The sequence below is a fragment of the Lachnospiraceae bacterium JLR.KK002 genome, assembly GCA_036941025.1.
In the GTDB taxonomy this organism is placed as follows: domain Bacteria; phylum Bacillota; class Clostridia; order Lachnospirales; family Lachnospiraceae; genus Petralouisia.
Map to the genome: position 1 here is coordinate 892,130 of JAYMNP010000001.1, position 13,184 is coordinate 905,313.

12 protein-coding genes are annotated in these 13,184 nt (G+C 48.1%); all 12 read left to right on the plus strand.

Annotation, left to right across the window (positions count from 1 at the left end; all coding sequences use genetic code 11):
- The first annotated feature begins 216 nt into the window (after positions 1 to 216).
- Positions 217 to 1,167, plus strand: coding sequence for a GPR endopeptidase (gpr, locus tag VSQ32_04230; GenBank protein MEH2942084.1), 951 nt, complete (start codon positions 217 to 219; stop codon positions 1,165 to 1,167).
- Positions 1,168 to 1,248: 81 nt separating this feature from the next.
- Positions 1,249 to 2,535, plus strand: coding sequence for a stage II sporulation protein P (gene spoIIP / locus VSQ32_04235; GenBank protein ID MEH2942085.1), 1,287 nt, complete (start codon positions 1,249 to 1,251; stop codon positions 2,533 to 2,535).
- 77 nt (positions 2,536 to 2,612) lie between these two features.
- Positions 2,613 to 3,476, plus strand: a complete 864-nt coding sequence (locus VSQ32_04240) for a CorA family divalent cation transporter (protein ID MEH2942086.1) — start codon at positions 2,613 to 2,615, stop codon at positions 3,474 to 3,476.
- 90 nt (positions 3,477 to 3,566) lie between these two features.
- A complete protein-coding gene (gene lepA, locus VSQ32_04245) occupies positions 3,567 to 5,381 on the plus strand; it encodes a translation elongation factor 4 (protein MEH2942087.1) in 1,815 nt (604 codons plus the stop codon).
- A gap of 15 nt (positions 5,382 to 5,396) precedes the next feature.
- Positions 5,397 to 6,647: a radical SAM family heme chaperone HemW gene (hemW, locus tag VSQ32_04250; protein MEH2942088.1), complete on the plus strand. Its 1,251-nt coding sequence runs from the start codon at positions 5,397 to 5,399 to the stop codon at positions 6,645 to 6,647.
- A 14-nt stretch (positions 6,648 to 6,661) separates the two neighbouring features.
- Positions 6,662 to 7,381, plus strand: coding sequence for a LytTR family DNA-binding domain-containing protein (locus tag VSQ32_04255; GenBank protein MEH2942089.1), 720 nt, complete (start codon positions 6,662 to 6,664; stop codon positions 7,379 to 7,381).
- Positions 7,378 to 8,814, plus strand: a complete 1,437-nt coding sequence (locus tag VSQ32_04260) for a GHKL domain-containing protein (protein ID MEH2942090.1) — start codon at positions 7,378 to 7,380, stop codon at positions 8,812 to 8,814. Before VSQ32_04255 ends, VSQ32_04260 begins: the two co-directional genes overlap by 4 nt.
- Positions 8,815 to 8,886: 72 nt before the next feature.
- A complete protein-coding gene (locus tag VSQ32_04265; protein ID MEH2942091.1) occupies positions 8,887 to 9,612 on the plus strand; it encodes an epoxyqueuosine reductase QueH in 726 nt (241 codons plus the stop codon).
- Positions 9,613 to 9,640: 28 nt separating this feature from the next.
- Positions 9,641 to 11,062, plus strand: coding sequence for an argininosuccinate lyase (argH, locus tag VSQ32_04270; protein ID MEH2942092.1), 1,422 nt, complete (start codon positions 9,641 to 9,643; stop codon positions 11,060 to 11,062).
- A gap of 192 nt (positions 11,063 to 11,254) precedes the next feature.
- Positions 11,255 to 12,340, plus strand: coding sequence for an aspartate-semialdehyde dehydrogenase (gene asd / locus VSQ32_04275; GenBank protein ID MEH2942093.1), 1,086 nt, complete (start codon positions 11,255 to 11,257; stop codon positions 12,338 to 12,340).
- 62 nt (positions 12,341 to 12,402) lie between these two features.
- A complete protein-coding gene (locus VSQ32_04280) occupies positions 12,403 to 12,738 on the plus strand; it encodes a nucleotidyltransferase domain-containing protein (protein MEH2942094.1) in 336 nt (111 codons plus the stop codon).
- On the plus strand, positions 12,731 to 13,150 hold the full coding sequence (locus tag VSQ32_04285) for a HEPN domain-containing protein (protein MEH2942095.1): 420 nt from the start codon (positions 12,731 to 12,733) through the stop codon (positions 13,148 to 13,150). The genes VSQ32_04280 and VSQ32_04285 overlap by 8 nt, the downstream gene beginning before the upstream one ends.
- Positions 13,151 to 13,184 lie beyond the last annotated feature (34 nt).

A 13,184-nucleotide genomic window follows, 5' to 3' on the forward strand; every position in this document is an offset into this window, starting at 1 on the left:
ATCCAGTTGACTGTTATGCGGAAACAGGATTGTACTGTATTCTACAGTTGTTTCATTAAATCCGGACACGGACGTTCTAATGTAAACATACTCATATATTCTAGTCCCAAATTTTCAGTCTGTCAATACATATTCCAACACTTTTTGTAAAAAATACTAACAGTTATTGTTGCGTAAGATGAAGTGAAAACTGGAAATATTCTTGGAGGGATTGTTATGGAGCAGTTTCAGGTGCGTACGGATTTGGCATTGGAAACCCGTGAGAAATTTGAAGAGGACAATGTGGAAATCAAAGGAGTGCGGGTAGAAGAGGAATACCGCGAGAAGTCAGAGATTAAAATTACCACTATGGTAATTGAAACGGAGAACGGGGCGAAAGCCATGGGGAAGCCGAAAGGAACCTATATTACTCTGGAAGCAGCCAATATGGACTGTCAGGATGAGGATTATCACCGGGAAATTTCCCTGGAGCTGGCAAAAATTATCCGGAAACTCCTGCCGCCGAAGAAAGATACCATGTCGGTGCTGGTGGCGGGTCTGGGGAACCGGGAAGTAACGCCGGACGCCCTGGGCCCCAGGGTGGTGGACAATATGCTGATAACCCGCCATGTACTGAAAGAGTTTGGAAAATATGCGTTCGGAGAACAGGAGGTGAATGCAGTCAGCGGAATTGTGCCGGGAGTAATGGCTCAGACCGGAATGGAAAGCCAGGAAATTATCCGGGGCGTGGTGGATGAGACGAAACCGGATGTGATGATTGCCATTGACGCACTGGCGGCCAGAAGCACCAGAAGGCTGAGCCGCACCATACAGATTACGGATACCGGTATCAATCCAGGCTCCGGCGTGGGAAATCACCGCCACGGGCTGTCGGAAAAAACCATGGGAATTCCCGTGATAGCCATCGGCGTGCCTACGGTTGTGGACGCGGCCACCATTGTAAATGATACCATGCACACTCTGATTCAGGCCATGGAGGAGAACAGCCATCTTGAGACACTGACCACCGGACTGAATGCATTGAATGACATGGAAAAATACGAGCTGATTCGGGAACTTCTGTCTCCCCAGTTAAATACCATGTTCGTAACCCCCAAAGATATTGACGAATCTGTCCGGCGTCTGAGTTATACCCTTTCCGAGGGATTAAACATTGCATTTGCATAAATATTTTCGTACAGGCATATATTTAACTGTTCGACATGATTATCATTGCCTTTTGCAGATGACGGATAAGGAAGACAGAGAATGGGGAAATTTTTCAGGAAAAAGAGAAGAAAGAAAGCCAGACATTATACAGGAGGGATTCTGCTGGCCATAAGCCTCCTGTTTGTATTTGTATGTTATCAGACCATGTCAGAGACGGGAAAAGTACCTGCGCTGAAGCAGGTACTTTCCTGGGTGAAAGAGGAAATTGCGGTGGAGGCCTGGAAAAACTGCATGATGGTTATGATAACAGAAAAAGAACAGGAGCAGTCGCCCACACTGGGGGCCTGGTTTCTGGAGAAACTGGAGCAGACGTATCCGGTCTGCCGGTTCAGCGAAACCATGACGGAATATGATACCAGTGTGGAAAGTGATCTGGCCGGAGCCCTTCTGGCTGAAAATGAGCGGGAAGCGGAACAGGCTTTGGAGGGTCAGGGAGAACAGGAAACAGCGGAAAAACAGCAGGCAGAGGAATCCGCAGCGGAAGAAAAAGATAATAAGAAAGATAAGAAAAATAAGAAAAATAAGAAACAGAAGCAGACGGAAACTGCTGCCGGAACCGGGGGAAAAGCGCAGGAGATTTCCAGAGAAAAATTAAATGATTTTGACTACCTGGTACAGAATTTTTATCAGATTGACCGTACCACCACCGTTGACAGCAGCCAGCTAAATGCGGACGCTCTCCTGGGAAAAAGCATGAAGCTGGAAAACGGAGCTGAAAATGTACAGATTCTGATTTATCATACCCATTCTCAGGAAGGGTATGCGGACTCCACGCCGGGAGATACCAGTACCGGTGTGCCAGGCGTGGGGGAATATCTCGCGGCCCTTTTGCGGGAAAAGGGATATAACGTTATGCACCACACCGGGGAATATGATGTAAAAGACAGGGACAATGCCTACTCTTATGCAGGCCCGGCCCTGGAACAGATTCTTGCAGAAAATCCAGGTATTGAGGTGGTGATAGACCTGCACCGGGACGGGGTGGCTGACACCACCCGTCTGGTGTCAGAAGTAAACGGAAAACAGACTGCTCAGATTATGTTTTTCAACGGACTGAGCAGAACCACTGCCAACGGGGATATTTCCTATCTGGCAAATCCGTATCTGGCGGATAATCTGGCCTTTTCTTTTCAGCTTAAGCTGGCGGCGGAGGAATATTATCCTGGTTTTGCCAGGTCAAATTATCTGAAGGGCTACCGCTATAATCTCCATTACCGCCCCAAAAGCCTGCTGGTGGAAGTAGGAGCCCAGACCAATACGCTGGAGGAAGCCATGAATGCCATGGAGCCTCTGGCAGAAATTTTACATAAAGTATTGTCAGAATAAATGATGGCGATACCATATCAGCTGCTGAATGATGGCGATACCGTATCAGCTGCTGATTGCCAATGGAGGAAAGAAGCATGAAAGAGACAGGCAGAATCCGGTGGATGAACCGGGAGAAGCTGGAGCGGAAAGAGAGAAATCCACAGGAAGAACTGTTGCTGCAGTCCATATATAAACTGGAGCCGGAGTACTGGAGCGGTGTGAAACTGACAGAAGATTCCCTGTACGGGGCCTTCCGGTTTCATGAGGGGGTACAGAATGCTGTCAGCGCAGCATTTTTGCTGAATGCCCATGACTTTATTCTGGTGACCCGGAAAGAAGAAAAAGACACTCTGCTCCGGTCAGAAAATCCCACCATGGAGGAAGGGCTGGAAGAACTTTTTGAAACCGTTCTGAAGCGTGGCCAGCAGAAGGTGGAGCGGATGGAAAAATACCTGATTGATATGGAACAGGAAATTGTGAAGGGAAAAATCAGCCGGAACCGCAATCAGAATATTTTTGAATGCAAACGTTCCCTGGCGGTCTGGAAAAACGATTACGTGCAGTTTCTGAATCTTGTGGAAGGGATTAACGGACTGGAGCAGAAAAAGAAGGAAGATCAGGGGCAGATTTTGAGTGAGGAATCTGCCTGTTATTTTCGTGTCTACGAAAACAAGCTGCGCCGCCTGACGGAGGAGACCCAGTTTCTGTATGAAGAACTGGTGCATATCCGGGAAGCGCTGGACGCGGCCCTGTCCTACGAGCAGAACCGGATTATGAAGGTATTTACCACTGTAACCACGGTGTTCATGCCTCTGTCTCTGATCGCAGGCTGGTACGGAATGAATTTTACCGGAATGCCGGAGCTGGGCTGGGAATACGGTTATCCTTTTGTGGGTGTTTTAAGCGTACTGGTGGTACTGGTGTGTATCTGGTTTTTCCGGAAGAAAAAGCTGTTTTAGGAAAAAAATATTGCGAAGATACAGGCGAGAGTATATACTATAATCTGAAACGTTACGATACTGAGATAACAGGAGGATTTTGAAAAGATCATGGCAGCAACGGACCAAAGTAAAATCAGGAATTTTTGCATCATTGCACATATAGACCACGGAAAATCCACGCTGGCTGACCGTATCATCGAGAAAACCGGGCTTCTCACCAGCCGGGAAATGCAGGCCCAGGTCCTTGACAATATGGAGTTGGAGCGGGAACGGGGCATTACCATCAAGGCTCAGACGGTGCGGATTGTATATAAGGCGAAAGACGGAGAAGAATACATATTCAATCTGATTGACACGCCGGGACATGTGGACTTTAATTATGAGGTATCCAGAAGCCTGGCAGCCTGCGACGGGGCTGTTCTGGTGGTGGACGCCGCTCAGGGAATCGAGGCCCAGACGCTGGCAAACGTATACCTTGCACTGGACCATGACCTGGATATTCTTCCTGTCATCAATAAAATAGATCTGCCCAGCGCCCAGCCGGAGCGGGTCATTGAGGAAATTGAAGATGTGATTGGCCTGGAGGCTCAGGACGCCCCCAGAATTTCCGCAAAGACCGGAGAGAATGTGGAAGAAGTGCTGGAACAGATTGTGGCTAAGATTCCGGCGCCGGGAGGAAGCGGGGACAATCCCCTGCAGGGGCTGATATTTGATTCCCTGTACGATTCCTATAAAGGGGTTATCGTGTTCTGCCGTATCAGGGAAGGCCGGGTGAAGCCGGGCACCACCATTAAAATGATGGCTACAGGGGCCATGGCAGACGTGGTGGAGGTAGGCTATTTCGGCGCCGGGCAGTTTATTCCCTGTGAGGAACTCAGCGCCGGAATGGTGGGTTATCTGACGGCCAGCCTGAAAAATGTCAGAGACACCCAGGTGGGAGATACCATTACGGACGCGAACCATCCCTGTCAGGAACCTCTGCCGGGATATAAAAAGGTAAATTCCATGGTTTACTGCGGCATGTATCCGGCAGACGGAGCCAAATACCCGGATTTGCGGGATGCACTGGAGAAGCTGCAGTTAAACGACGCGGCCCTGCAGTTTGAGCCGGAGACCTCCATTGCGCTGGGGTTTGGGTTCCGCTGCGGTTTTCTGGGACTTCTGCACCTTGAAATTATTCAGGAGCGTCTGGAGCGGGAGTACAATCTGGATTTGGTGACTACGGCGCCGGGAGTTATTTATAAAGTCCATAAGACCAACGGGGAAGTGATTGAACTGACCAACCCTTCCAACCTGCCGGACCCGGCGGAGATTGAATATATGGAAGAACCGGTAGTCAGCGCGGAAATTATGGTGACCAGCGATTATATCGGGGCCATTATGGATTTGTGCCAGGAGCGGCGGGGCGTTTATGTGAGTATGGAATATATGGAGGAAACCAGAGCCCTGCTGAAATATGAGCTGCCCCTAAACGAGATAATCTATGATTTTTTTGACGCCCTCAAGTCGCGCTCCAGAGGGTATGCTTCCTTTGACTATGAGATGAAAGGCTATGTCCGCTCCGAACTGGTGAAACTGGATATCCTGATTAATAAAGAAGAAGTAGACGCTCTGTCCTTCATTGTTCACAGCGGAACCGCTTATGAGCGGGGCAGGAAAATGTGTGAAAAATTAAAAGAAGAGATACCGAGGCATCTGTTTGAAATCCCAATCCAGGCGGCCATCGGAAGCAAGGTGATTGCCAGAGAAACAGTGAAGGCCATGCGCAAAGACGTGCTTGCCAAATGTTACGGCGGCGATATTTCCAGAAAACGGAAGCTGCTGGAGAAGCAGAAAGAGGGAAAGAAACGTATGCGCCAGATAGGAAATGTGGAAATTCCTCAGAAAGCCTTTATGAGCGTACTGAAACTGGATGACAAATAGGCGCGGAGCAGATGTATGAGAAGGTCAGACAGCTTTTGCGAAACAGAAAACAGAAAGAATCTGGAGCTGTATCTGCATATTCCCTTTTGTGTGCGAAAATGCAGTTACTGCGATTTCCTCTCCATGGCCGCAGATGAAAACATCCGCAGACAGTATGTGGACATGCTGCTGGCAGAACTCAGAGAAAAAGGGCGTTTTTGCAGAGAATACCGGGTTTCTACGGTGTTTTTCGGGGGAGGAACCCCTTCCCTTCTGGCGGGGGTGCAGATTGCGGAGCTGATGGAAGAAGTGGGGAACTGTTTCTGTCTGGATTCGGATGCGGAGATTACGCTGGAATGCAACCCCGGCACGCTGGACAGACAGAAACTTCTGTTCTGTAAAAATGCAGGAATCAACCGTCTGAGCATGGGGCTGCAGTCTGCGGACAACCGGGAACTGGAGCTTCTGGGCCGCATCCATACTTTTGAACAGTTTCTGGAAAATTATGCTCTGGCCCGGAACATGGGATTTGAAAATATAAATCTGGATTTAATTTCGGGACTTCCCATGCAGACCGTAAAGGACTGGAAGAATACGCTGGAAAGGGTGTTGATATTGCGGCCGGAACATATCTCAGCCTACAGCCTGATTGTGGAAGAAGGAACGCCCTTTTTTGAGCGGTACGGAGAAGACGAGCTGCGCCGGGAACGGGGAGAACATCCCCGGATGCTGCCGGAGGAGGAGACGGAGCGGGAAATGTATGAACTTACCAGGAGCCTGCTGGAGGAAAAAGGCTATCGCCGGTACGAGATTTCCAATTATGCCAGGCCCGGCCGGGAATGCCGCCACAATACAGGGTACTGGCAGAGAATCCCTTATCTTGGGCTTGGACTGGGAAGCGCTTCCCTGCTGGAGGAACGGCGGTTTTCCAACCCTGTGAATCTGGAAATATATCTCAACGGCGAGTACACAGATTTGTCCCGCATCCTGGCAGAAAATCCCGGAAGCCCTCCGGAAAAGCAGCAGGATTTGCCGGAGGAAGTGATTGTACTGGGCAAGAAGCAGCAGATGGAAGAATTTATGTTTCTGGGACTGCGGATGACCGAAGGCATTTCCAGAACCAGGTTCCGGCAGCAGTTCGGACTGGAGCCGGAAGGTGTTTACGGGGAGGAATTACAGAATTTTCAGAGACAGGGACTGCTGGAACAGAAAGAAGGGCGGATTTTTCTGACAGAAGCAGGGATTGCAGTGAGCAATTATGTACTGAGCGGGTTCCTGTTGGAATAAGACGGAGGAAACATTTGAAAATTGCAGTATGTGACGATGAAAAAGTAATAAGAAACGCCATTGCGGAACGAATCTGCCAGTTGTATCCGTCCTGTCAGGTGGTGAAATATGAAAAGGGTGAACAGCTCCTGTCTGACCGGGAAAGTCCGGATATTATTTTTCTGGATATACAGATGGAGGGGATGGACGGTATGGAGACAGCCCGGCATATCCGGAAAAAGAATCAGCAGGCTGTTCTGATATTTCTCACAGCCTGGGAAGAATATGTATTCCAGGCCTTTGACGTGGGTGCTTTTCACTATCTGGTAAAGCCTCTGAAAAAAGAGAAGTTTTACCAGGTGCTGGAGGCGGCGGTAAACCGGGCAAAATCTCTTGCAGTTTCCGGGGAGGCAGAGGAGGAACGGGCAATTCTTGTGAAATCGGGGGCCTTTTCCCGGAAGATTCCGGTGTGCGATATTATGTATGCGGAGGTCAGAAACCGGAAGGTAACGCTGCATATCGCCGGTGAAAGCCTGGAATTTTATGCAAAGCTGACGGATCTGGAGCAGGAACTGGGAGAAGATTTTGTGCGTCCTCACCGGAGCTACCTGGTTCAGCTGCGGTATATTTCCGGTTACTGCGCCACAGATATTACACTGGAAGACGGAACAGTGGTGCCGCTGGCAAAGCAGAAATACCGGGAATTTGTGCAGCAGTATCTGAACTACATGAAGCGGACAGGAGAAACCATATGAGAGGTTTGTCGCAGGATGAGATTTTTGAAATCATGACCTTTCTGGAAATAAATCTGGGTCATCTCATTTGTGGATTCTTTTTTGGAAAACTGGCAGAACTCCTTCTGGGAACAGAGGAGAGCGGCAGGCGCAGATGGTCCGTAATGGCAGTTTACTCCATTACCATGGTCTTTCTGGGAGAAATTCCCGTTGTGCTGGACAGTTTTCTGGCATACGTTATGGGGGCTCTGGCGGTGCTTTTTGCCCTGCTGTTGGAAAGCCGGGCTGACGTGTGGATAAAAGTTTTCCTCTGCACCACCTTTTTTTCCATACGATTCCACGTAATGTCAGCTATCAATCAGATTAATATGTCCATATTCGATTTGGAAATCATTTTTTTCCATAAAGTGACAGAGAACCGCTATGTTGGCGTGTGGCAGATTTCCATTGTCGGTATTGTTCTGTCCGCGACGTTGGGATTACTGCTGCTGGTGGGGAGTTTTGCTGTCATAACAAAGTTTGCCGCCCGGAATGTGCCTTTTCAGAGACGGAAGCCCGGCGGAAAAGAAATTCTGTTTCTGATGATGCCGGGGATTCTGGGGGCTCTCTGCTATTTTATCATTCACTGGATTCATGTGGAATCGGCTCCGGGACAGAGTGCCTCCTGGTTCAGCCCCTGGCAGCATGTTTCCATCTGGCTTGCAATTCTTATGGTTAATATCGTGAGCCTTGCGTCCATTTTTGTGGTGTGGAAACTGTTTCAGGAACTGGAGCAGAAGCAGGAAGAAGAAAAGTACCAGGAACTGCTGGAACATCAGATGCGGGAAATGCAGTCCCATATCCGGGAAATCGAACAGCTTTACGGAGGAATCCGCGGTATGAAGCATGATGTGAAAAATCATATTGCTGTCATGGAATCTCTGATGGAACAGCAGAATTATGAAGAAGCCCGCACATATATGGGTTCTGTGGAACAGGCCCTGGAGCAGATGGAATATGTACATAAAACGGGAAATCCTGTCACCGACGTAATCATCAATGAAAAATATAGCCGGGCAAAAGAAGAAAACGTCCGGTTTGAAACAGAATTTTTCTTTCCGGCTCAGGCAGGTTTGGATGTGTTTGATATCAGTATCATTTTAAATAACGGGCTGGAAAATGCGCTGGAGGCTGTAACCGGAGAGCCGCAGGAGAACCGGAAGATTATCCTGCGTTCCCGCAGCAGGAAACGGGTATTCCTGATTGAAATCAGAAATACATTTACCGGTTCCCTGGTATGGGATGAGAGACAGGGCCTTCCTCTGTCGGCTAAAGAGGACGGGCAGTGCCATGGCCTGGGGCTTAAGAATATCCGGAGGGTAGCGGAAAAATATTACGGAGCCATGGATATTGAAGTCCGGGACGGAACATTTCTGCTGACTGTTATGCTGAACATAAATACACGAAATCAGTGACTGACGTATGGAACATGGAGTGAAGTGATAAAACGAAATCAGTGACTGACGTATGGAATATGGAGTGAAGTGATGAAACGAAATTATCAGAAAGAACTGGACAGGATTCTGGAAGAACAGGAAAAGCAGGGCCGGGTGCCCACCTTATTTCTTCATAGCTGCTGTGCTCCCTGCAGCAGTTATGTGCTGGAATATTTATCCCGGTATTTTCAGATTACCGTATTTTATTACAATCCCAATATCTGGCCGGAGGAAGAATACCGCAAACGGGCGGAAGAACAGAAACAGTTTATCCGCAGGTTCCGGCAGGATATGTCAGATGAGGAAAAGCTCTGCCATCCCATTACATTTCTGGAAGGGGATTATGAGAAAGAACGGTTTTATCAGACCGTCAAAGGGCTGGAGGAGATTCCGGAGGGAGGGGAGAGGTGTTTTCGCTGTTATGAGCTGCGCCTGCGGGAAGCAGCCCAACATGCCGAAAAGCTGAGCATGGATTATTTTACCACAACACTGTCCATCAGCCCTCTGAAAAATGCGGAAAAATTAAATGAAATCGGGGAAAGGCTGGCAGAAGAATACGGCGTATCTTATCTGGTTTCTGATTTTAAGAAGAAAAACGGATTTAAGCGTTCCACAGAGCTTTCCGGAATGTACGGTATGTACCGGCAGGACTACTGCGGCTGCGTGTTCTCCATGAGGGAACGCCAGAGCCGGAAACAGGGAGCGGCAGAACCGGAACCAGGAGCGGAAAGCAGCAGTCCAAAAGCAATGGAAGAACAAAACTTTAATAGCAGATAATAAGAAAAAGAGAAAGAAGGAAATACTTATGGCACAGTTATGGGGCGGACGCTTCACAAAAGAAACAGATCAGCTGGTTTACCGGTTCAATGCATCCATATCTTTTGACCGGAAATTTTACAGACAGGACATGGAAGGAAGCATTGCCCATGTAAAAATGCTGGGTAAACAGGGGATTTTGACGGAAGCGGAGACGCAGGAAATCGTAAAAGCAATCAAAGAAATTTTATGGGAAGTGGAAGAGGGTACGCTGGAAATTTCCCAGGACTACGAGGATATTCACAGCTTTGTGGAGGCCACGCTGATTGAGCGTCTGGGGGATACCGGGAAAAAGCTGCACACGGGAAGGAGCAGAAATGACCAGGTGGCTCTGGATATGCGCCTTTTCACCAGACAGGAAGTGCTGGAAACGGATGAACTGCTGAGAGAACTGCTGCAGGTGATTTACGATATTATGGAGCATAATCTGGATACTTATATGCCGGGATTCACCCATTTGCAGAAAGCCCAGCCGGTAACGCTGGCCCATCATCTGGGGGCCTACTTTGAAATGTTTAAGCGGGACCGTCAGCGCATGGAAGACATTTACCGGAGAATGAATTACTGTCCTCTGGGTTCCGGGGCCCTGGCGGGAACCACCTATGATCTGGACCGGTATTATACGTCAGAACTGATGGGATTTTCAGGGCCTGCCTTAAACAGCATGGACGGTGTATCAGATCGGGATTATCTCATTGAATTTCTGTCGGCTCTGTGTACCATTATGATGCATTTAAGCCGGTTTTCAGAAGAAGTGATTATCTGGAACAGCAATGAATATCAGTTTATAGAAATTGACGACGCCTACAGCACCGGAAGCAGTATTATGCCTCAGAAGAAAAATCCGGATATCGCAGAACTTGTCCGGGGAAAAACAGGCCGGGTCTACGGGGCCCTGATTTCCCTGCTCACCACCATGAAAGGGCTTCCGCTGGCTTACAATAAAGATATGCAGGAGGATAAGGAGCTGACCTTTGACGCCATGGATACGGCAAAAGGCTGCCTGGCCCTTTTTACAGGAATGCTTTCTACCATGAAATTCCGGAAAGAGCAGATGGAAGCCAGCGCCAGAAACGGGTTTACCAACGCCACGGATGCTGCGGATTATCTGGTAAATCATGGAGTACCTTTCCGTGACGCCCATGGCATTGTGGGCCGGCTGGTACTGTACTGCATTGAGAAAAATAAAGCCATCGACGACATGACACTGGAGGAATTAAAAACGGTCAGCTCCGTATTTGAAGCAGATATTTTTGAAGCTGTTTCCATGAAAACCTGTGTGGAAAAAAGGCTGACACTGGGTGCTCCGGGACAGGAAGCCATGAAAAAAGTTCTGGAGCTGGAGCGGGAATACCTGGACAGCGACTGGAAGAGAGAGCTTAAGGACTGGGAGCAGGAGCTTTTGAAGTAAAAACGGTAATCCGGAATAAGAGCGGGAGCAAAATAGAGGATTTGTATAAATACGGATATGATATTTTGTGAAATTTGTATAATATACGAATTGCTTTTTTCCCCTGAATGTATTAGTATATTTCGAAAAGACAGTTGTTCGCGGTATGCGGACAGAAAAATCCCGAAACAGGGAAAAGTGAGGAGATATGAAATGAGTCAGAAATTAAAAGCAGGAATACTTGGCGGCACCGGAATGGTAGGGCAGCGCTTTATCGCCCTTTTGGAGAATCATCCCTGGTTTGAGGTGACTACCATTGCAGCAAGCCCCCGCTCTGCGGGCAAGCGGTATGAAGAAGCAGTGGGGAACCGCTGGAAAATGGATACCCCCATGCCGGAAGCAGTGAAAGATATTGTGGTTATGAATGTAAATGAAGTGGAAGCAGTGGCTTCCAGGGTAGACTTTGTGTTCAGCGCCGTGGATATGTCCAAAGAGGAAATTAAGGCCATTGAGGAAGCCTATGCAAAAACAGAGACCCCGGTGGTTTCCAATAACAGCGCTCACCGGTGGACGCCGGATGTGCCCATGGTGGTGCCGGAAATCAATCCGGAGCATATGAAAGTCATTGATTTTCAGAAAAAGCGTCTGGGCACGGAGCGGGGCTTTGTGGCAGTGAAACCAAACTGCTCCATTCAGTCTTATGCACCTGTGCTTACTGCCTGGAAAGAGTTTGAGCCTTATGAGGTGGTAGCTACTACTTATCAGGCTATTTCCGGTGCGGGCAAGACATTTAAGGACTGGCCGGAGATGGAAGGAAATATCATTCCCTATATCGGCGGCGAGGAAGAAAAGTCAGAAAAGGAACCCCTCCGTATCTGGGGAGAAATCAAAGACGGCGTAATTGTGCCGGCAGAGAGCCCTGTGATTACCTGCCAGTGTATCCGTGTGCCGGTGCTGAACGGACATACGGCGGCAGTATTTGTAAAATTCCGTAAGAAACCCACCAGAGAACAGCTGATTGAGAAACTGAGAACCTTCCGCGGTGCGCCGCAGGAGCTGAAGCTGCCCAGTGCGCCGGAGCATTTTATCCAGTATCTGGAGGAAGATAACCGTCCCCAGGTAACGGAAGATGTGAATTACGAACATGGAATGGGCGTCAGCGTGGGGCGTCTGCGGGAAGATACGGTGTATGACTGGAAGTTTATCGGACTGTCTCATAATACCGTGCGGGGCGCGGCAGGAGGCGCGGTGCTCTGTGCGGAGCTGCTGAAAGCCCAGGGGTATATTGCAGCGAAGTAGTAAGGAAGAGAAAGATTCCATCCATCTCCGCGGATGTCTGAATAAAATATGAGGTAATAAAAATGGAAAAAAAAATAAAGGATATTACATTTGAGGTAAGCCAGGAACTGGTAAAGTTATTTGGTGACAAAATTGAACGTATTGTTTTGTATGGCTCTTATGCCCGCGGAGATTTTGAGATGGAATCAGACATTGACTTTATGGTTTTGCTAAATTGTAATCAGGAGGAAATAACAGAAAATCGTAAAGCAATGAGCAGGGTTGCAAGCCGGATTGGTTTGCAGAATGACATTATGGTATCACTGCTTGCACGTAATTATAATGAATATAAAAATAATATGAAGTACCAGCCGTTTTATCAGAATATAGAAAGAGAAGGCATGAGTATTTATGGATAAACGAAGAGCAGATCTGGCCATGTATCGTCTGGAGACGGCGAAGCAATGTATTATATCTGCAGGAACTCTGGCTGGGATATCGGATTATAAAGGTGCGGCAAACCGTTCCTATTATGCTGTTTTTCATTGTATGAGAAGCGTGCTGGCGTTGAGTTCTGTGGATTTTTCAAAACATTCCGCGGTAGGCGCTTATTTTCGGAAAGAGTATATTAAGACAGGAATATTTGATGTAACAATGTCAGATATTATATCAGAAGCCTTTGATATTCGAAGTGACAGTGACTACAATGATTATTTTGTAATATCGAAAAAAGAAGTCGAAGAGCAAATAGCAAACGCCCGGTATTTCTACGAGAAAGTGGAAATGTATGTTTTAACACAGATTAAAAATATTCCGGGAACAGAGAAATGATGGATGGTATTCAGGGGTGTGCCGCAATGAAGTG